The following is a 21205-nucleotide window of genomic DNA, read 5'->3' on the forward strand; positions in this document are numbered from 1 at the left end:
AGTATCTATCCTAATGTTGGCTTTCGCTCAACCATTAGAAGGTATAGTTAAAGCCTAACAAGTAGTTAGTACCGTAAGATTGATATTGCGTGATTTGACGAGAATCCGCCTGTGACGCTTGAATATCATCTTCATCAGTTAAGTTTTGCGCTTGGAAAGTAACACGGAGGCCTTCCAGAGACTCAATACCAGACTCGCTAAAGTCGTAACCGATTTGTGCGTCAACCAATGTACCGCCTTGCTTAGTAGCATCTACTAATGCCAAGCTAGTACCGCGTTCTTCTGTTAGGTAGTCATCACGCTTCGTTGCCGCAACACGGAATTCGAAACCATTGCTTTCATAGAAGAATGTCATGCTGTATGACTCTTCAGACAAACCTGGAATACGGGTTTCTGTTTGCGTAGGTGCTGCATCTACTTCACCTTCCATGAAGGTAGCACTTGCGAACAAGCCAAAGCCTTCAAGTGAGTCATGAAGCAATTCACCTGGTAACGAACCTTGAAGTTCATAACCGCGCACATATCCTTCAAAACCATCAAGTACACTGCCTACTGAACCTAAGAAAGTTGCTGGCGTTTGACCTTCTGAACCTTGGTGTAAATCAGGAATGTACACATCAGAGAAATCAGTCAGTACACTCGTATCACGATGCCAGTTTTTAATATCCTTATAGAAGAATGAAGCCGCTACATAACCCGTATCAGAGAAGTAGTTTTCATAAGCGATATCCAACTGGTTAGCTTCAAGAGGCTTAAGTTCAGGGTTACCTGAGCTACCACTCCAAGGCCCATTTTCAGGATCGGTACTGGTAATTTGGTTATCGTTGAATGCAAAAGACGCCTGCGTATTTGGACGCATATCGTCCATACGTGGTCTTGAAATCACTTTACCCAAAGCGAAACGTACAAACTGACCTTCCGCTACTTCTGCAGAAAGGTTAAGTGTTGGTAGTACATCTGTGTAATCAGCACCACCAGAAACCGGTACCGCTACTGTCATTCCATCAGCATCTGACGTAGTTGAGAAACCGGTAGATTGTTGGTCAGCATTAACCACTTGCACACCCACGTTACCGCGAATATAAACATCACCCACTTCCATTTCTAAATCAAATTTAGTGTAGAAAGTCAGTAATTCTTCATCAACCGTGTAGCTATCTCCTAAACGATCGTTTTGTACAAGCTTGGCGTCTGTCGCTGTGTAATAACCACTTTGGAACAGTCCAAGTGAATCATACGCAAGAATACCATCTATACCGATGAAATCTAAAGGTACTACACCTAGTACATCTGGAATAGCCGCATCACCAGGATAGCTAGGCGCAGTTAAATATGCACCGTTGTTTTCTTTGGTTTTGCTGCGGTCTGAGTAGATAACGCCCGCAGACATGCCAGTCACTACGCCCCATTCAACGTACCCTTTTGCATCAAAGCGGTAAGTATCTAGGTCTTCTTCATAGTTTGGTTGGTTAACAAAACCATCTTGTGCGTCTGCGCCAATAATAGGTGCGCCCCACGCTTGTGGGCCTGCAAGACGAATTAAGCTTTCGTCGGTAAGGTCAACCGGTGCAATGCTTGGGTGATCAGAATATACCGCGCCAGTCGACGTCATTTCCCAACTACGAGCAGTAATAGGACGACCATCAATACCCGCACGGCCTACACCTGAATAACTCTCTACATCGATAATGTCTTTTTCAACTTTACCGGTAGAGTAATCAAACTCAAGCGTCCAGTTATCATTTAAAATGTATTCAGCGTTAACGCCCACTGTTGTTAAGTCAGCTTCTTGAGTACGAGCGTCGTTACGAATAACTGAATAGAAGCCATCGTAGTAGCCTGATGTCACTAAACCGTTTTCAACACCAGTAATAGTATATTCGCCAGTACCCCATTCAGCACCGCCTTCTTCAAGACCACGACGAACGTCATCTTCAACAAAATCGATGTAAAGCGCATCTACTTGAACATTTAATTTATCATTAGGCGCCCATTCAACCACAGCTGCGATAGAGTCACGCTCTAACATAGCTGAACGTGCAAATGAATCGTGTCCACCTAGAATCGTAGTTCCTTCTGCAACATCTACACCGTCAACGGCATTATCTGCGTTAGCACCCGCGTAACCCCAACCACGGAAGTGTTGTTCTTGACGAGGTGATTCCATGCTAGCAACAGTTAATGCTAAACCAATGGTATCGTCGGCAAATTGATCAACGTAGTTTACTGAAATACGATGCCCATTATTGTCGAAGTCTGGGTTAGGAGAATCTTCAGCATTCTTTTCATACGAGCCATTGATAGCAAAAGTACTTTTTGCTGTTAGTGGGCTAATCGTTTGAAGATCAATTGAACCACCAATGTTTTGGGTAGTCATGCCAGCTTCTGCTGTTTTATAAACAACAATGCTAGAAATGATTTCTGTAGGGTAAAGATCGAATTCAACGCCGCGGTTGTCACCCATACCTAATAATTCACGACCGTTAAGTGATGTACCTACGTAGTTTTCGTTGAAACCACGTACTGAAATACCACTTGTACGACCGTTTCTACGCTCACCGGCTAGACCAGGCAAACGTGAAATAGATTCTGCAATACTTGTATCCGGTAATTTACCGATGTCTTCTGCGGATAACGCTTCAACAATAGATGTATTGTCCATCTTAATTGCTTGAGCGCGTTGTAAGCTGCCACGTATACCGCTAACTTGAATAACTTCAACGTTAGCTTCATCAGCTGCTTCAGAATTTGTTTCTTGTGCAAATGTAGGCGAACAACCAAAAGCTACGCCACCAGTGATCAGCGCAACCTTGATGAGATTTGGTTTAAATTGTTTCATAAAACAGGTGTCCCATTCAGTTATATTTGTTGTCTTTTTGTTATTTTTATGACAATCGAATGACAATGTATCCAGTCGCTGACAATCCTATAGAGCACATGGGCTTTGCACAATTGCTTGCATACGTATTCATAGAAAATATTCAACACCCCATTAACATTAACCATCATGAAATTATTGAAATTTAACAACAAAATTACGCAAATTAACGCCAAAACACCTTTTATGTTGTAATTTTGTTACCTTGAAAGATGGCAGAGTTGAGGTGGTAAGCACACTTAAAACTGTGGAAAATGATAGTATTCATTACGTATAATTATAAATTAATAATGTCACCGTTAACTAACAGCAGGTACAAAAAAGCCCGCTTAAAGCGGGCTTTTAAAATGACTAATAAGCGTTAGCTTACCAACCAGTAGTTTCGCGAAGTGCCTTGCCGATTTCAGCAAGAGAGCGAACCGTTTTAACGCCCGCATCTTCTAGTGCTTTAAATTTCTCGTCAGCTGTACCTTTACCGCCTGCAATGATTGCACCAGCGTGACCCATACGCTTACCTTCAGGTGCAGTTACACCCGCAATGTAAGAAACAACAGGCTTAGTTACGTTAGCTTTGATGAATTCAGCAGCTTCTTCTTCTGCTGTACCACCAATTTCACCAATCATAACAATAGCTTCTGTTTGAGGATCATCTTGGAACAACTGCAAAATGTCGATGAAGTTAGAACCAGGAATTGGGTCCCCACCGATACCAACACAGCTAGACTGGCCAAAACCTTCGTCAGTAGTTTGCTTAACCGCTTCGTACGTAAGCGTACCAGAGCGAGAAACAATACCTACTTTACCAGGCTTATGAATGTGACCAGGCATGATACCAATCTTACACTCTCCAGGAGTAATAACACCTGGGCAGTTTGGACCAATCATGCGAACGCCTTTAGCATTTACGTATTCTTTTACGTAAAGCATATCAAGCGTAGGAATACCTTCAGTAATACAAACGATAAGCTCGATGCCAGCATCAGCAGCTTCAACGATTGAATCTTTACAGAATGCAGCTGGTACATAGATAACAGTTGCAGTTGCGCCTGTTGCTTCTACCGCTTCACGTACTGTATTGAATACTGGAAGACCTAGGTGCTCAGTGCCGCCTTTGCCTGGTGTAACACCACCAACCATCTGCGTACCGTAAGCAATGGCTTGCTCAGAGTGGAAAGTACCTTGACCACCAGTGAAACCTTGACAGATTACTTTGGTATCTTTGTTAATTAATACAGACATTATTTGCCCTCCGCAGCAGCAACAACTTTCTCAGCTGCATCAGTTAGCGACTCAGCAGCAATGATATCTAGACCAGAGTTCGCTAGAACTTCACGGCCAAGCTCTGCGTTTGTACCTTCAAGACGTACAACAACAGGAACACTAACGCCAACTTCTTTAACCGCGCCAATGATACCTTCAGCAATCATGTCACAACGAACGATACCGCCGAAGATGTTAACTAAAACAGCTTTAACGTTGTCGTCAGATAAGATGATTTTGAATGCTTCTGCAACACGTTCTTTAGTCGCGCCGCCACCAACATCTAGGAAGTTAGCTGGCTTGCCACCGTGTAGGTTTACGATGTCCATTGTACCCATTGCTAGGCCGGCACCGTTAACCATACAACCTACGTTACCGTCTAGAGCAACATAGTTAAGTTCAAACTCAGCAGCATGCGCTTCACGTGCATCTTCTTGAGTAGGATCTTGCATAGCTTTAACTTTAGGCTGGCGATATAACGCGTTGCCGTCGATAGCTAGCTTAGCGTCAAGACAGTGAAGGTCACCGTCTTCTTTAATTACAAGCGGGTTAATTTCAATCAATGCAACATCAAGATCTTCAAACATCTTAGCTAGGCCAAGGAAAATCTTAGTGAATTGTTTGATTTGAACGCCAGAAAGACCAAGTTTAAACGCCATTTCGCGCGCTTGGTAAGGCTGAGCACCAACAATTGGATCGATTTCAGCTTTAAGAATTTTTTCTGGCGTTTCTTCAGCAACAGTTTCAATCTCAACGCCACCTTCAGTAGAAGCCATAAACACAACACGACGGGTTGTGCGGTCAACTACTGCACCAAGGTACAATTCGTTTGCGATATCTGTGCAAGTTTCAACAAGGATTTTGCTCACAGGCTGACCATTTTCGTCAGTCTGGAAAGTCACCAAATTTTTGCCAAGCCAGTTTTCTGCGAAAGCTTTAATTGCGTCAGTATCTTTTACTAACTTAACGCCACCTGCTTTACCGCGACCACCTGCGTGGACCTGACATTTAACTACCCACTCACTACCGCCAATGCGGTTAGCGGCTTCTACAGCACTTTCAGGAGTGTCTGCTGCGTATCCTTCAGAAACAGGTAGACCGTATTCTTTGAATAGCTGCTTACCTTGGTATTCATGCAAATTCATGGTGTTTCTATCCGATTTTTAGTAAGACAAAAGCCGCTCGCGCGACTTGATTAATTAGACTGATATTATAGGGCGAATATCAGCGTTGTGGCAGTAACGCTCCTTACCTCAATAAGAAACGCTGCTGCACACAATAACAAGAGAGGAAAGCCTTACACGTCTAATAGAAGGCGTGTTGGATCTTCAAGCATCTCTTTGATTGTTACCAAGAAGCCTACTGACTCTTTACCATCAACAATACGATGGTCATAAGACAGAGCGAGGTACATCATTGGCAGAATTTCCACCTTACCGTTAACAGCCATTGGACGATCTTGGATTTTATGCATACCCAAAATAGCGCTCTGTGGCGGGTTAATGATAGGCGTAGACATCAATGAACCAAACACACCACCGTTAGTGATAGTAAAGTTACCGCCTTGAAGGTCTGCCATCGACAATTTGCCATCACGGCCTTTAATTGCCAATTCTTTAATTCCTTTCTCAACACCGGCCATACCTAGCGTATCCGTATCTTTTAAGATAGGCGTAACTAGGCCGCGAGGCGTTGATACCGCGATAGAGATATCGAAGTAGTTGTGATAAACAATGTCATCACCGTCAATTGATGCGTTCACATCTGGGAAACGTTTAAGGGCTTCAGTTACCGCTTTCACATAGAAAGACATGAAACCTAAACGAATACCGTGACGTTTCTCAAAGCTCTCTTGGTACTGCTTACGAAGTTCCATAATTGGCTTCATGTTAACTTCGTTGAACGTAGTTAGCATAGCAGTAGAGTTTTTAGCTTCAAGTAAACGTGTTGCAATCGTTTTACGAAGACGTGTCATAGGAACACGTTTTTCAGTGCGATTACCCGTAGGTAATTCAGCTGTGTCGGCTGTAGCAGATGGTGCTGAGGCCGCTGGTGCACTACCACCTTTAAGGTGCTTTTCTACGTCTTCTTTAGTGATACGGCCATTTTTGCCCGTACCTTTAACTTTTGCTGCGTCTACGCCTTTTTCCGCCAATAAACGGCGAACTGAAGGACTAAGTGCATCGCTGCTTTCATCTGAATCATCAGATGATGCTTCAGACGACTCAGATGCAGCTGCACCTGATGACGCGCCTTCAACAAATTTAGCAATCACTTCTTCAGCTGTCACTGTTGCGCCTTCTTCGGCAACAATCTCAGATAGTGAGCCATCAGCTGGCGCAACTACTTCTAGAACCACTTTATCAGTTTCGATATCAACCAAGTTTTGGTCACGGCTTACCGCTTCGCCTACTGCAACATGCCATGTGGCGATGGTTGCATCAGCTACCGACTCAGGTAATACAGGCACTTTAACGTCTGACGTTTTACCGCTAGATGCAGGTGCAGCTTCTTTTTTAGATTCAGCTTTCGCTTCAGATTTAGCTGGCGCAGCGCCACCTTCTTCTAATTTAGCAATAACTTGTTCGCCTAGTACCGTTGCACCCTCTTCATTAAGAAGCTCACCGATAGTTCCGTCGGCTGGTGCTACAACTTCCAGCACAACTTTATCAGTTTCAATGTCAACCAGGTTCTGGTCACGCTTTACCGCGTCGCCGGCCTTTACGTGCCAAGTTGCAATGGTGGCATCGGCAACTGACTCTGGTAGGACCGGAACTTTTATCTCAATTGTCATCATTGTTCCTTATTTAATAGTGAGTGCGTCTTCAACCAGCGCTTTTTGCTGCTGATTGTGAACGGAAACATAACCTACTGCAGGTGAAGAAGATGCTTCACGACCTGCATATGTTAATTTGGCGCCATCTGGAATTGCTTGCCAGAAGTGGTGTTGACTGCAATACCAAGCTCCTTGGTTTTGCGGTTCTTCCTGACACCAAACCCAATCTGTAACGTGGCTGTATTGTGCCACAACTTTAGCGCATTCTTCTTGCGGGAACGGATAAAGTTGCTCCAATCTTACGATTGCAACGTCTGTTTGTTCATTTTTACGGCGCTGATCAAGCAAATCATAGTAAACCTTGCCTGAACACATCACCACACGCTTAACATCTTTCGGATTAATATCGTCAATTTCGCCAATGACGTTATGGAATTTACCTTCCGCCAACTCTTCAAGAGAAGAGGTAGCTAACGGATGACGCAACAAAGATTTAGGCGACATAACGATAAGCGGTTTACGCATTGGGCGAACCACTTGACGACGAAGCATGTTAAATACTTGCGCTGGTGTAGAAGGTACACATACTTGCCAGTTGTGATCAGCACACATTTGCAAGAAGCGTTCAAGACGCGCCGAGCTGTGCTCAGGACCTTGGCCTTCATAACCGTGCGGTAGCAGCATAGTTAGACCACATAAACGGCCCCACTTCGCTTCACCTGAACTCAAGAATTGGTCAAATACAACCTGTGCACCGTTTGCAAAGTCACCAAACTGGGCTTCCCAAATGGTTAAGCACTCAGGTTCTGCCGTTGCGTAACCATATTCAAACGCCATAACCGCTTCTTCTGAAAGCACAGAGTCGTAAATCTCAATCTCACCTTGGCCTTCCCGAATGTTTTGCAGCGGCATATACGTCGAGCCATCAGCTTGATTATGCAATACTGCATGGCGGTGAAAGAAAGTACCACGGCCAGAATCCTGACCTGTCATACGTATATCTTCACCAGAGTCCACCAACGATGCGTAAGCAAGGTTCTCTGCCATTCCCCAATCAAGTTTCTTCTCACCACTCACCATGGCCTTGCGGTCTTGGTATAGTTTGTTTACACGTGATTGAAGTTTATGTCCTTCAGGGAAAGTCGTTAGTGCTTCACCAAGTTCTTTAAGTTTTTCAACACTGATAGCGCCATCATATGGGGTATCCCAATCGTGACCTAAGTACGGAGACCAGTCTACGCTGTGCTCTGTCATCGGACGCCATTCTTCAACCACACACGCACCATGATCAAGTGCAGCGCGATATTCTTCTATAAAGCGGTCTGCATCACGCTGCTCTATAACGCCTTCAGCAATTAGCTGGTCGGCGTAAATAGCGCGAGGAACAGGATGTTTCTTCACTTTTTGGTACATGAGGGGCTGAGTTGCATTTGGCTCATCAGCTTCGTTATGACCATGACGGCGATAGCAAACTAAATCGATAACCACATCGCGCTTGAATTTGTTACGGTATTCAAGGGCAAGTTGAGTCACAAAAGCTACCGCTTCTGGATCATCAGAGTTAACGTGGAAAATAGGCGCCTGAACCATCTTAGCAATATCAGTACAGTATTGCGTAGAACGGGTATCTTCTGTCTTCGACGTTGTGAAACCAACTTGGTTATTCACTACAATACGCACAGTTCCGCCCACGGCAAAACCGCGAGTTTGTGACATATTGAAGGTTTCTTGCACGACACCCTGCCCAGCAATTGCTGAGTCACCGTGAATGGTGATAGGAAGTACGGTATTGGTATCGTCGTTTCGACGTTCAAGACGCGCACGAACCGAGCCCATCACTACCGGATTAACAATCTCAAGGTGAGACGGGTTAAATGCAAGCGCTAGGTGAACATTGCCACCTGGGGTAGCAAAATCTGATGAGAACCCAGCGTGGTATTTAACATCACCAGCACCTAATGAATCATCATGCTTACCTGCGAATTCGTCGAACAATACAGATGGGTTTTTACCCAGTACGTTAACGAGTACGTTTAGACGACCACGGTGAGCCATACCAATAACCACTTCTTTGGTACCGGCAGCACCTGCATTAGTGATTAGGTTTTTGAGCATTGGAACCAACGCATCACCACCTTCCAGTGAGAAGCGTTTTGCACCTGGGAATTTAGACCCAAGATACTTTTCCATACCGTCAGCTGCCGTTAGCCCTTTAAGTAGGGTAAGTTTTTCATCTTTAGAAAACTCAGGCTTGGCTTGTACTGACTCAATTTTTTGCTGTAACCAGCGTTTTTGGTCTGTATCGGTAATGTGCATGTACTCAGCACCGATAGAGCCACAATATGTTCTATTAAGTGATTTAAACAACTCACCTAATGACATCGAATCTTTACCAATGGCAAAAGACCCTACGTTGAACACACTGTCAAAATCTTTATCAGACAGGTTATGGTGAGAAAGTTCTAAATCACGAACGCGCTCTTGTTTCCATAATCCTAGCGGATCAAGGTTGGCATGTTGGTGTCCTCGGAAGCGAAAGGCGTTGATAAGCTGTAACACTTTAACTTGCCTGTCATCCGAGACCGGAGTGCCTTCAACTGGTGCGCTCGACATTCGTGCTGTCGGGCCTAGAGCAGCTAGCTTCCTAAACTGGTCTTTAACACTAGTATGGTTGGTTTCAAGTTCAACGCCTTCGACCTTGGGGAGGCTATCAAAGATTTGACGCCAAGTATCGGAAACGCTCTGCGGGTCTTCCAAATACGATTCGTACAATTCTTCAACATAGGCAGCGTTGGCACCTGCCATATGCGAGGAATCCCACCACGCTTTCATCACGCTTTCTTGCATTTAATTTGCCTTGCTACGTTTTGTAAATTCTATTAACCATCGGTTTGTATTATAAGGTTATTCGTGACATAACCAAGCGTTATACCGATGAATACAAAAAAAAATAGCCATCACATCCGGATGGCTATTTAGAGCATTGCTTTCTGTCACTCAGGAGTAAACAGAATATAGTACTAAACAGCCCGTTGTAAAAGCATAGACTTAATGTGTCCAATTGCCTTTGTCGGGTTTAATCCTTTCGGACATACACTTACACAGTTCATGATACCGTGACAGCGGAATACGCTAAATGCGTCATCTAGGTCGTTCAAGCGTTCGTCGGTTGCAGTATCACGACTATCGATAAGGAAACGATAAGCGTGAAGCAAACCAGCTGGCCCGATAAATTTATCCGGGTTCCACCAGAACGATGGGCACGACGTAGAACAACATGCACATAGAATACATTCATACAGCCCATCAAGCTTAGCACGTTCTTCAGGAGACTGAAGGTGTTCTCTTGCAGGAGGCTGTTTATCATCGTTGATTAAGAATGGCTTAATCTTTTCATACTGGGTGTAAAATTGTGTCATATCAACCACAAGGTCGCGTACTACTGGCAAACCTGGAAGTGGACGAACAACAACTTTACCTTTACCTAATGCAGACAATGGCGTAATGCAGGCAAGACCATTCTTACCATTCATATTGACACCGTCTGAACCACACACACCTTCACGGCACGAGCGGCGGAATGATAACGTTGGATCTTGCTCTTTAAGAGCAATAAGTGCATCCAACACCATCATGTCACGACCTTCCTCTACTTCTAGAGTGTAGTCTTGCATGCGTGGCTTGTTATCAACATCAGGGTTGTAACGATATATCGAAAATTGTAATTGCATGATCGTTGCCTCTATTAATATGAACGCACTTTAGGCGGGAAAGCTTCCCGAAGCTTAGGCGCCATATTGACATCACGTTTAAGCATTTTTTCAGTATTCGGATCGTAAACGCTGTGGCATAACCAGTTCTCATCGTCACGGTCCGGGAAATCGAAGCGGCTGTGTGCGCCACGGCTTTCCGTTCTGAAGTTCGCTGCTACTGCTGTGCTGTACGCGGTTTCCATAAGGTTATCAAGCTCAAGACATTCAATACGCTGTGTATTGAAATCGGCACTCTTATCATCAAGGCGAGCATTCTGAAGACGTTCACGAATTTCACCAAGTTGCTTAAGACCGTCTGCCATGGCTTCACCTTCACGGAATACTGAGAAGTTAAGCTGCATGCATTCTTGCATATCTTTTTTGATTTGAACCGGATCTTCGCCCTTGCCTTTCTCTGAGTTTTCCCAGCGATTGAAGCGAGACATAGCCACTTCAAGGTCAGACTCTGATGCTTCGCGGAATGGCGATACGTCAGAAAGGGTTTTACCTAAGTGTAGTCCAGTCGCACGACCGAATACTACAAGGTCAAGTAGTGAGTTACCGCCTAAGCGGTTAGCGCCATGTACAGATACACATGCAATTTCACCACAAGCGAATAAGCCATTTACCACTTTATCGTTACCGTCAGCATCTACAGTTAGACATTGACCGTCAACAGTAGTGGGAATACCACCCATCATATAGTGACATGTAGGTATTACAGGAATCGGTTCTTTAACTGGATCAACGTGAGCAAACGTACGAGAAAGCTCAAGAATACCTGGTAAACGAGACTCAAGTACGTCTTTACCAAGGTGATCAAGTTTGAGTTTACAGTGAGGTCCCCAAGGGCCATCAAACCCGCGGCCTTCGCGAATTTCTGTCATCATTGAACGTGCTACAACGTCACGACCAGCGAGGTCTTTCGCGTTAGGCGCATAACGTTCCATGAAGCGTTCACCGTCTTTATTAAGTAGGTAACCACCTTCACCACGACAACCTTCCGTTACTAGCGTACCAGCACCGGCGATACCCGTAGGGTGGAACTGCCACATTTCCATATCTTGTAGTGCAACACCAGCGCGAATTGCCATACCAACACCGTCACCGGTGTTAATGTGTGCATTGGTAGTAGAAGCGAAAATACGCCCTGCTCCACCTGTCGCAAGTACTACCGCTTTAGACTTGAAATAAACCACTTCGCCTGTTTCGATATCGATAGCAGTACAACCAACAACATCACCGTCTTGGTTTTTAACTAGGTCGAGTGCATACCACTCAGAAAAGACCTTTGTTTTATTCTTTACGTTTTGCTGATAAAGCAAATGCAGCAAGGCGTGACCAGTACGGTCAGCGGCGGCTGCGGTTCGAGCTGCTTGCTCGCCACCGAAATTTCTTGATTGACCACCGAAAGGACGCTGGTAAACCTTACCATTCTCAAAGCGTGAGAAAGGTAAACCCATGTTTTCCATCTCAATGATGGCTTCTGGGCCGGTTTTACACATATATTCGATAGCGTCTTGGTCACCAATGTAGTCCGACCCTTTTACAGTGTCGTACATGTGCCATTCCCAGTTATCTTCATGGGAATTACCTAGCGCAACAGTGATACCACCTTGCGCTGATACCGTATGTGAACGGGTAGGAAATACTTTAGACAGTAGTGCACATGATTTTCCAGATTCTGAAATCTGTAATGCTGCACGCATACCAGCGCCACCAGCACCAATAACTACTGCGTCAAACTCGTGAACGGGTAAACTCATCTTACACTCCCCACAATACAAACAGACCAACAGCGACGTAACCAAAAGCAATGATGTTTAGCACATACTGAATGATTGCACGCAAACCAGACGCCTTCACATAATCGGTAAGTACTTGCCATAGGCCGATACGAACGTGGATCATGATGGCGATAAGTGCTGCCAGTGTGAACACCTTCATCGCTAACCCAGAAAATAATCCGTGCCATTCAATGAAAGTAATATTATCAGTGGATATAAAAAACCACGCCATGAATACCGTATAAGCAAAAATTATTGCAGCGGTAGTACGTAGTGACACGTAATCTTGAATACCATTACGCTTTAAGCTTGCTTGGTTTCCTAGCATAGTGCTACTCCCAATACTACTGTCAGCACAATCCAAAGAGCGATAGCTATTTTGGCGCTGAGGTTTCCTGACTCCAACTCTTCCCAGTGACCTAAATCCATAACAACATGTCTTAGGCCGCCTAAAATGTGATAAGTCAGCGCTGATAAAGTGCCTATTGCGATCACTTTTCCAATGATACCGTCCATCATCGCTTGTACGTTCGCAAACCCTTCAGGCGAGGAAACAGATACTGCCCATGCCCAAATAACAAAGAGTAATGCGAAAAACATTGCGACACCGGTAACACGGTGGAGAATTGACGAAATAGCGGCAGGCGGAAATTTAATAGTATTGAGTTCTAAATTTACTGGTCTTTGCTTTTTCACAATGTATGCCTGTTTAATCCGTAGGGATAATGAATTACTCACCGTTATTATGTCCTGTGCGAGTTAATTCGTTTATTACCTGTTAATTACCTCATCCAATGAGTTGTTAACAATTTGTGAATTATTCTTTAATGCAATTTACAGAATAATTATTCTGTTTTAATGCACCGCTGAGTATATCCAGCACAGTATATAATTACAATTTTTTGTGCTGCAGTAAGACTTTAGTCTTTTTTGACAAATCTTCCTGATAAACACAAAGAAAAATAGTCACAAATACTAACAACAAGCATGGAATGCTTAATAAACAAGGCTGTAAAGTGTATCAGCACTAAACTAGAATAACACTATTTTCACTAGTAAAATTAAGGTCTTTTAATGAAAACGAGCAATTCTCAATCGACAAAAGGTTAATATTTCAGCTAAGCTGTTAATAAATTTGGTAAACGGTGGTTTACCTTTTGCTAAAAGACATTGATAATTACCCCGAAACGGGTTTAGTGCGATTACCAAAATGTTAACGATACAGATTCCGGCTGAGTATTATAAATCTCAGTAATTCGGAATATTTATTGTGCATAAATGCAATTAAATTGACTTATTGGTACATAATAAAGTACAAATACGCCACTTTTCCCCAACGAAACGAGCATTTTCGCCCGTTTTCGCTGCAAACAGAACCATTCTGAGGAGAGCATTTTATGGCAGATCAGAAAGCCATTCTTAAAGCCGGCGGTAAGGAAATCGAGCTTCCTATCTTGTCTGGCACCGAAGGACAAGACGTAATCGACGTCCGTTCACTTGGTCAACACGGTTACTTCACCTACGACCCTGGTTTTATGGCGACAGGATCTTGCGAGTCAGCTATTACTTATATTGATGGCGCTGCTGGTGTTCTTTTACACCGTGGTTTCCCAATTGAAGAACTAGCGCGCGATGCAGACTACCTTGAAGTTTGTCATATGCTTCTACACGGCGATGCGCCGTCTAAAGAAGAATATGAAGAATTCAAATCAACGATTACACGCCACACCATGGTACATGAGCAAATCAACATGTTCTTCCATGGCTTCCGCAACGATGCCCACCCTATGGCAATGTTATGCGGTACTGTTGGTGGTATGTCATCTTTCTATCACAGCGACTTAGACGTTTCTAACGATGAAGAGCGTAAACGTAGTGCACATCGCTTAATTGCGAAAATGCCTACATTGGTAGCCATGTGTTACAAGTACAACATTGGCCAACCTTTCGTTTATCCACGTAACGATTTGAGCTATGCAGCTAACTTCTTGAACATGATGTTCTCAGTTCCTGCTGAAGAATTTGAGATTAGCCCTGCGGTTGAACGTGCAATGGATCGTATCTTTACGCTTCATGCTGACCACGAGCAAAACGCATCTACCTCTACTGTTCGTCTAGCTGGTTCATCTGGTGCTAACCCTTATGCATGTATTGCGGCTGGTGTTGCCTCACTTTGGGGCCCTGCCCACGGTGGTGCTAACGAAGCATGTTTAAATATGCTTGAGGAAATTGGTACTGTTGACCGCATTCCTGAGTTTATTGCACGCGCTAAAGATAAGGCAGACCCGTTCCGTCTTATGGGCTTTGGTCACCGTGTATATAAAAACCACGATCCACGTGCAACAGTAATGCGTGAAAGCTGTCACGAAGTACTTAGCGAACTTAATGTTAAAGATCCACTACTTGAAGTAGCAATGGAACTTGAAAAGATTGCATTGAGCGACCCGTACTTCGCAGAGAAGAAATTGTTCCCTAACGTAGATTTCTACTCGGGTATCGTACTTAAAGCTATTGGTATTCCTACCAATATGTTTACGTGTATCTTCGCACTGTCTCGTACAGTGGGTTGGATTTCACACTGGCATGAAATGATGAGCGATCCCAAACAAAAAATTGGCCGTCCTCGTCAGCTATACACTGGTCACAACCAGCGTAAGTACACGCCATTAAAATAAGCGTGAACAGGTAAATATTTGTTCATAAAATAGCGCCTTACGGCGCTATTTTTTTAGCTCTTTTTTAATAAAATTACTGTTGTAAAACAAATTTATTAAAATAACCGCAGAAGGATTATGTTACATGCCCTACTCTGTTGTGTTACTTGGCGTGGCTGGGCTCATCCCATTTTTAGCTATGCCAATAGCCTATTCTCTTAATCTTTTGTCATTAACCCAAAGCGCTATTTACTTTATGCAGTACTCAGCGGTTTTGCTGTCATTTTTTGGTGGGATTCATTGGTGGGATTCCATCAGTAATCAGCGCTATGGTAAACAAATGTATATCGCCATGCTACCGAGCATTATCGGTTGGCTTTGTCTGGTGTTTAGCCACGACCCGAAAACCTTAGGGGTGTTATCGCTTAGCTACGTTGCCATTTTAGTTTACGATAAATTCACGCTTAGCCTTCCTAAAGGCCAAATTGTGAGTTACATCAGTTTACGTATAGCCCTTACCTCTGTTGTGGTGATTAGCCATGCTTGGATGATTTACCTCATTACCTAATTGCCATAAAAGACATACAGCACATGTTGTCAGCACAGCATCGTAATTAGTGGCTAATTCTGCAAGTGGTGGCAAATTCCTGAGATGGCACTTGCCAGTAATACACAAAAAAAGCGCAGTCATTACTAACATGACTGCGCTTTATATTTGTTCCAATTTTCATGTTCCGGTTTTTATCTTTTAATGCTTACTCAGTTTTTGAAAAGTAAGAAGTAAAAAGAATTAAAAAGCGGAATATTATTCGTCACGTATTACCGAAAGCAACTCAGCCGTTTTCTCTTCCATTAAAGCAATATCACCTCGGCTTTCTACGTTTAAGCGAATAACCGGTTCGGTGTTCGATTTACGCAAATTGAAGCGCCATGTATCAAATTCCAATCCAAGGCCGTCGGTAGTATCGATAACCGTTGCAAGCGGCTTATATTTAGATGTCGCGCGCTCAAGTGCAGCATCGGCGTCTTTAAGCTTGCTGTTAATTTCACCCGATGATGGGAACGCTTCAATGCGTGCTTTAACCATGCTGGCTAACGATTGTTTTTTAACACACACGAGTTCGGCTATTAATAACCAAGGGATCATGCCTGAGTCACAGTAAGCGAAATCTCTGAAATAGTGGTGCGCACTCATTTCACCGCCATAAACAGCATCTTCTTTGCGCATACGCTCTTTAATAAACGCATGCCCTGTTTTTGACTTAATGGGTGTACCGCCAGCATTCGCCACGATGTCTTCTGTATTCCAAAATACCCGTGGGTCATAAATAATTTTGCTGTCTTGGTTTTTCTCAATGAACGCTGCCGCAAGCAAGCCAACAATGTAATAGCCTTCAATAAAGTTTCCTTCGGCATCGAACAAGAAACAACGATCGAAGTCGCCATCCCACGCCACACCAAAATCCGCATTATATTTTATAACAGCATCGGCAGTGTCTGCTCTGTTTTCAGGTAACAATGGATTAGGAATACCATGAGGGAACGTGCCATCTGCCTCGTGGTGCACTTTGATGAAGCTAATTGGAATTTGTCTGCTTGCTAACTCAGCCTCAATAGCATCAAGCGCTGGTCCTGCAGCACCATTGCCCGCATTGACCACTATTTTAAGAGGCGTGAACGAATCAAGGTTAACGTAAGACAACATGTGATCTACGTAAGCTGACATACAGCTATCTTCTACATAGCTTCCTGTGTCTGTTAAATGTGAAACCTTTATGTGTGCATGACCATTATAAAAGGCATCAGCATCGATGGCTTCGCCTTGGGTGTAATAGGCAAGGCGCTGTGATACAGCTTCATCGCTTAACTGCTCAGCACGCGTTTTAATCGCATTTAAGCCAGTGTCGCCACTAATGGGTACAGAATCAGCTTTTACCAACTTCATGCCATTGTAGTTAATGGGGTTGTGACTAGCGGTCACTTCTATTCCGCCATCAACACCTAAGTGTTTAGTCGCGAAGTATATTTCTTCCGTTCCTGCCATACCAATATCGGTGACGTTCGCGCCAGCATCAATGAGCCCTGCGCTCAAGGCAAGTTTTAACGGGGTAGAGGTTAAACGAACATCGCTGCCTACTACTACCGTTTTCGCATTCAACTCTTCAGCAAAGGCGTAACCAATGCGGTAAGCCGTTGCTTCATCAAGTTGGCTGTTAAGCTCACCGCGTATGTCATATGCTTTAAAGCACGTAATTGGTTTAGTCATGTATTAGAGTCTCTGTTCCCTGTTAAAGATATTATTGGTCACTAGTGTTATAAGAAAAAGTGTTACAAGAAAAGTAACCAGTATCATTCTAAAGTAGATGGTATAAAACCCCTCACCTTCGCGCAATGCGCTTTTGAAATTACCATGCAATTAAGCTGGCTTTATTGCTTCTCTGTTGTGGGGAGCCATTAAATCTTGTTTTGGGCCAACGGGAATGACTTGGGTAGGGTTAATCATGGTGTGACTATAATAATAATGACGTTTGATATGATCAAAATTCACCGTATTCGCCACACCAGGATATTGATACAACTCCTTCATGTAGCCAAACAAGTTGGGGTAGTCCGCTATTTGGCGAATATTGCATTTAAAGTGGCCGTGGTACACCGCATCAAAGCGGATCAAGGTAGTGAATAAGCGCCAATCTGCTTCGGTAATTTGATGGCCAACTAAATAACGCTGTGTAGACAATCGCGTTTCCAACGTATCTAACGCCTCAAATAAGTCCTCAACCGCTTCTTCATAGGCACGTTGAGTGGTAGCAAAACCCGCCTTGTACACACCATTATTAATAGCGTGATACACCATTTTATTAATATCGTCTATATCTTCGCGCAGTGGTGCAGGGTAAAAATCTTGTTTGTCACCCGTAAGCGCATTGAAGTCACTATTAAAAATACGAATAATATCTGCCGATTCATTATTCACTATGGATTGGGTTTGCTTATCCCACAAAACCGGAACCGTTACCCGGGTGGTAACATCATGCTTTGCTTTGGTATAAAGCTGGTGCAGGTAGTCAAAGTGGTAAAGCTTATCGCCAGTGCTACCTGGGTAATCTGAAAAACTCCAACCATCCCCCAGCATATCTGGGTTTACCACTGAAACATCAATGTGTTCAGTGAGCCCTTTTAGTTGTCTTAAAATTAACGCACGATGGGCCCACGGACATGCATAAGCGACATAAAGATGATATCGACCAGATTCAGGGGGGTGCTGCGCACCGGCTTCACCGCCAATTGCACCTCTAAACTTCGACGCTTGGCGTTCAAATTTACCGCCATTCTCACTCGTGTCGTACCATTTATCTTGCCATATTCCATCTACAAGCAATCCCATATATTTCTCCAAGCATTCATTTTAAAACGTGTTATTCAAACATGTATAGCTTTGAACGTAATGCCTGTATTTTTGGATTTAACTTCCTAGTTTTTAGAACGAATAGGTAGAGCAAGTCTACATAGCGTCGATTTTATCGATGATGGCTCTGGCAATGGGCATGGCGCTAGTAGCTGCAGGAGAAGGTGCATTGCCAACGTTACTCTGTCAGTTGATAAAAAGGTTATCAAGCTTATGCAACTCATCAGTGTTGGTCGCCACTATAAGCTTACCGCATTGCTCAAACGGTAAATGATGGTCTCTACACCACGCAATAGTATCTTCTAAACCTTGCCTACAATACTGTGACTTTAACGAACCAGGCGGGTAATACACCCCAGCGTGGATCACTCCCGAGTTTCTGCCAGTTTGATGAAATGCAGCTACAGGCTCTTTTTCAATTAAGTGAACCTTGTGCTGTGGATAGCGCTTTTGATACTCATAAAGTACAGCCGCACCCACTATCCCAGCACCTACAATGGCAATATCGTACCGTTTTGACATGTCTTACTTAATGTTTAAAGAAGATCCCTTGCAATATTACGCTTTTTTGCGATCATGCGCCCCTTATGTAAACGCTTTTAATTTATTGTTTAAACTGCTGTGTTTATTCGCCGCCTCCAAGTGTTGGCAGAGCAGTGTCAGCAAAGCAATGTTGACGGGGCAGTTTTAACAAACAGGCTATTGGCATAGCAACAACTGGAATACATAGTGAGTATATTGGAAGATCAAAGGTTTGGCGGCATCGTGCGCCTATACGGCGCAGACGCCGCAGAAAAACTTGCAATGAGCCATGTGTGCGTTGTGGGTATTGGTGGTGTTGGAAGCTGGAGTGCAGAAGCACTTGCGCGCTCTGGCATCGGTAAAATCACCCTGATTGATTTAGATGACGTATGTGTAACCAACACCAACCGACAAATTCATGCCATGGCAGATACTATAGGCGACGCAAAGGTTGACGCTATTGCTGAGCGTATTAAACGTATAAACCCAAATTGCGAAATCGTATGTATTGAAGACTTCGTTACACCTGAAAACACGGTTGAGCTGTTAACCCAAGATATGCATGCCGTGATTGACGCAACCGATAGCATTAGAGCGAAAGCTGCCATGGTTGCCCATTGTAAACGCGCTAAAATACCCATTGTGACCGTTGGTGGTGCCGGCGGACAGATTGACCCTACCCAAGTCACTAGGGGCGATTTATCGAAGACCACCCAAGATCCTCTTGCAGCTAAATTGCGCAGTGAATTAAGACGCAATTATAATTTCAGCAAAAATCCTAAACGCCGCTTTGGGGTTGAATGTATCTATTCAACTGAACAGTTGCGCTATCCCCAACCTGACGGCAGCGTGTGTTATAACAAATCGGCTATGGAAGGCGGTACTCGGCTAGATTGTGCTGGTGGTTTTGGCGCGGTGGTAACCGTAACGGCTACCTTTGGTATGTTCGCGTCAGCCAGTGTAATCAATCGCTTAACCGGTCATAAATAGACAAACGGGAATAACTACCGCACAATGTTGAAAGCTGGGTTATCAGCAGGTTTAAAAATGACGATAGCTAACATCACACTATCGCGTAAAGGTTAAAAGAGAAGGATAATAAAATGTCACCCATAGAGCTCGAAAAATTAATGAAGGACTGCGCAGAAGATGCGGTTGCTACAGCCCAAGAAGAGTTCAGTTTAACCTTAGATTATTCTGCTGAAAGTATTTCACTTGTAGATGATATTTTACTTAGTTTTTTAGACAAATATCATGACAGCGCGCTAGAAGATGAGGCAGTTTTCACCATTTGTAATATCTTTGGAGCCTACGTAGGAGAAACGTTTCAGCGTTTTGTGGGTGGAACCTGGCTTTATGACCAATCGAATCCCAAAGCACCTTATGTGTTACTGGTGGTGGGTGAAAACTCTTATGCCTTTGCGGGTATTTGCTACGAGCGACTAGTGAACGACAGCCAAGTTAGTGTTAAAGCTTATTTCGACCAATCTGTAAGTAATCACCGCCAGTAATCGGTCTGTATTGCACTTCTTCGTGTGGGGCTTTTATTTCTTGCCTCACACGCTATTCGCGATTTGCATGTAATTTAATATCTGTATGTAATTTAATGGTAATTTACTCGCAATGAGGCTTTTTCCAATCTTGTATCATCCAGCGCAAATGCCGACTTCGGCTAATACAATATAGACTGATAATCGACACCACCACTTTGATGGCCGTTATTATCTCAAACCCCCAATGTACTGACACAACATGATAAAACTGCACACTCAACGACGCTATCACTCCCACTAAAATAAGTGGCAACAATGCACCAGACCAACTTGTGTATCCCTTATTCCAAAGCCTTTCACGTTGCGATATAAGCGCAAGCCCTAGCACTATCGGCACACTGCTTAATAATGCCAAGCCTAAACTTTCACTTTGAGGATAAAACAACTTGAGTAATGCTTCTGTTTGCGAACGCGAGGCTAACGAAAAAATAAACGCAATCCAGTCCAAACTAAATAGCGCTAGTATGACGTACAGCCATTTCGGCGGTAAAATGCGGCCAGATTCATCGTAATATTTTAATGGCAGTTTTAGCATGAAAAACACATAGCCTTGCTTTAAAGAATAATTAATAGCTCAGTTATTATTGGGCTAATAATGCAAACTTAAAGCGCTAAAA

The 21205-nt window shown here is 43.7% G+C and carries 18 protein-coding genes; 5 read left to right on the top strand and 13 right to left on the bottom strand.

Features of this window, described 5'->3' with window-relative positions:
- Window positions 1-34: 34 nt before the first annotated feature.
- Window positions 35-2839 carry a TonB-dependent receptor gene (locus tag AV939_RS10605; protein ID WP_057791631.1) on the bottom strand — a complete coding sequence of 935 codons (2805 nt, stop codon included), beginning with the start codon at window positions 2837-2839 and terminating at the stop codon, window positions 35-37.
- A 59-nt stretch (window positions 2840-2898) separates the two neighbouring features.
- Here AV939_RS10605 and AV939_RS20435 point away from each other — a divergent pair, with 59 nt between their 5' ends.
- Window positions 2899-3027, top strand: a complete 129-nt coding sequence (locus AV939_RS20435; RefSeq protein ID WP_257721360.1) for a hypothetical protein — start codon at window positions 2899-2901, stop codon at window positions 3025-3027.
- A 217-nt stretch (window positions 3028-3244) separates the two neighbouring features.
- On the opposite strand, the gene sucD is transcribed toward AV939_RS20435, so the two are convergent.
- The 8 genes from sucD to sdhC form a co-directional block, all read right to left on the bottom strand.
- On the bottom strand, window positions 3245-4117 hold the full coding sequence (gene sucD, locus AV939_RS10610) for a succinate--CoA ligase subunit alpha (protein WP_013783986.1): 873 nt from the start codon (window positions 4115-4117) through the stop codon (window positions 3245-3247).
- Complete coding sequence (gene sucC / locus AV939_RS10615) at window positions 4117-5283, bottom strand: ADP-forming succinate--CoA ligase subunit beta (protein WP_057791629.1); 1167 nt, start codon at window positions 5281-5283, stop codon at window positions 4117-4119. Before sucC ends, sucD begins: the two co-directional genes overlap by 1 nt.
- 152 nt (window positions 5284-5435) lie before the next feature.
- The gene (gene odhB, locus AV939_RS10620) at window positions 5436-6932 is read right to left on the bottom strand and encodes a 2-oxoglutarate dehydrogenase complex dihydrolipoyllysine-residue succinyltransferase (protein ID WP_057791627.1); all 1497 of its coding nucleotides are present in this window, start codon (window positions 6930-6932) and stop codon (window positions 5436-5438) included.
- A 9-nt stretch (window positions 6933-6941) separates the two neighbouring features.
- Window positions 6942-9761: a 2-oxoglutarate dehydrogenase E1 component gene (sucA, locus tag AV939_RS10625; RefSeq protein ID WP_057791625.1), complete on the bottom strand. Its 2820-nt coding sequence runs from the start codon at window positions 9759-9761 to the stop codon at window positions 6942-6944.
- Window positions 9762-9934: 173 nt separating this feature from the next.
- Window positions 9935-10645, bottom strand: coding sequence for a succinate dehydrogenase iron-sulfur subunit (locus tag AV939_RS10630; protein ID WP_057791623.1), 711 nt, complete (start codon window positions 10643-10645; stop codon window positions 9935-9937).
- A 14-nt stretch (window positions 10646-10659) separates the two neighbouring features.
- Window positions 10660-12432 carry a succinate dehydrogenase flavoprotein subunit gene (sdhA, locus tag AV939_RS10635; protein ID WP_013783981.1) on the bottom strand — a complete coding sequence of 591 codons (1773 nt, stop codon included), beginning with the start codon at window positions 12430-12432 and terminating at the stop codon, window positions 10660-10662.
- A 1-nt stretch (window position 12433) separates the two neighbouring features.
- On the bottom strand, window positions 12434-12781 hold the full coding sequence (gene sdhD, locus AV939_RS10640; protein ID WP_057791621.1) for a succinate dehydrogenase, hydrophobic membrane anchor protein: 348 nt from the start codon (window positions 12779-12781) through the stop codon (window positions 12434-12436).
- Window positions 12775-13149 carry a succinate dehydrogenase, cytochrome b556 subunit gene (gene sdhC / locus AV939_RS10645; protein WP_013783979.1) on the bottom strand — a complete coding sequence of 125 codons (375 nt, stop codon included), beginning with the start codon at window positions 13147-13149 and terminating at the stop codon, window positions 12775-12777. Before sdhC ends, sdhD begins: the two co-directional genes overlap by 7 nt.
- A 701-nt stretch (window positions 13150-13850) precedes the next feature.
- Between sdhC and AV939_RS10650 the strand changes: the two genes are divergently transcribed.
- Both AV939_RS10650 and AV939_RS10655 read left to right on the top strand, forming a co-directional pair.
- Window positions 13851-15128 carry a citrate synthase gene (locus AV939_RS10650; RefSeq protein WP_057791619.1) on the top strand — a complete coding sequence of 426 codons (1278 nt, stop codon included), beginning with the start codon at window positions 13851-13853 and terminating at the stop codon, window positions 15126-15128.
- Window positions 15129-15252: 124 nt separating this feature from the next.
- On the top strand, window positions 15253-15675 hold the full coding sequence (locus AV939_RS10655) for a DUF3429 domain-containing protein (protein ID WP_057791617.1): 423 nt from the start codon (window positions 15253-15255) through the stop codon (window positions 15673-15675).
- A 237-nt stretch (window positions 15676-15912) separates the two neighbouring features.
- Here the strand turns inward: AV939_RS10655 and AV939_RS10660 are convergent, their stop codons facing one another.
- The 3 genes from AV939_RS10660 to AV939_RS10670 form a co-directional block, all read right to left on the bottom strand.
- On the bottom strand, window positions 15913-17373 hold the full coding sequence (locus tag AV939_RS10660) for a phosphomannomutase/phosphoglucomutase (RefSeq protein WP_057791615.1): 1461 nt from the start codon (window positions 17371-17373) through the stop codon (window positions 15913-15915).
- Window positions 17374-17523: 150 nt separating this feature from the next.
- The gene (locus AV939_RS10665; RefSeq protein WP_057791613.1) at window positions 17524-18492 is read right to left on the bottom strand and encodes a glutathione S-transferase family protein; all 969 of its coding nucleotides are present in this window, start codon (window positions 18490-18492) and stop codon (window positions 17524-17526) included.
- A 207-nt stretch (window positions 18493-18699) separates the two neighbouring features.
- Window positions 18700-19035, bottom strand: a complete 336-nt coding sequence (locus AV939_RS10670; protein ID WP_057791611.1) for an FAD-dependent oxidoreductase — start codon at window positions 19033-19035, stop codon at window positions 18700-18702.
- Between the two features lie 207 nt (window positions 19036-19242).
- Between AV939_RS10670 and tcdA the strand changes: the two genes are divergently transcribed.
- Together tcdA and AV939_RS10680 are read left to right on the top strand one after the other, a co-directional pair.
- On the top strand, window positions 19243-20025 hold the full coding sequence (gene tcdA, locus AV939_RS10675; RefSeq protein ID WP_376738706.1) for a tRNA cyclic N6-threonylcarbamoyladenosine(37) synthase TcdA: 783 nt from the start codon (window positions 19243-19245) through the stop codon (window positions 20023-20025).
- Window positions 20026-20138: 113 nt separating this feature from the next.
- Window positions 20139-20546, top strand: coding sequence for a hypothetical protein (locus AV939_RS10680; protein WP_057791609.1), 408 nt, complete (start codon window positions 20139-20141; stop codon window positions 20544-20546).
- Between the two features lie 103 nt (window positions 20547-20649).
- Here AV939_RS10680 and AV939_RS10685 read toward each other — a convergent pair whose 3' ends face one another.
- A complete protein-coding gene (locus AV939_RS10685) occupies window positions 20650-21123 on the bottom strand; it encodes a DUF2919 family protein (protein ID WP_057791607.1) in 474 nt (157 codons plus the stop codon).
- Window positions 21124-21205: the final 82 nt, after the last annotated feature.

It is taken from the genome of Alteromonas sp. Mac1 (genome assembly GCF_001562125.1).
Classification (GTDB): domain Bacteria; phylum Pseudomonadota; class Gammaproteobacteria; order Enterobacterales; family Alteromonadaceae; genus Alteromonas; species Alteromonas stellipolaris.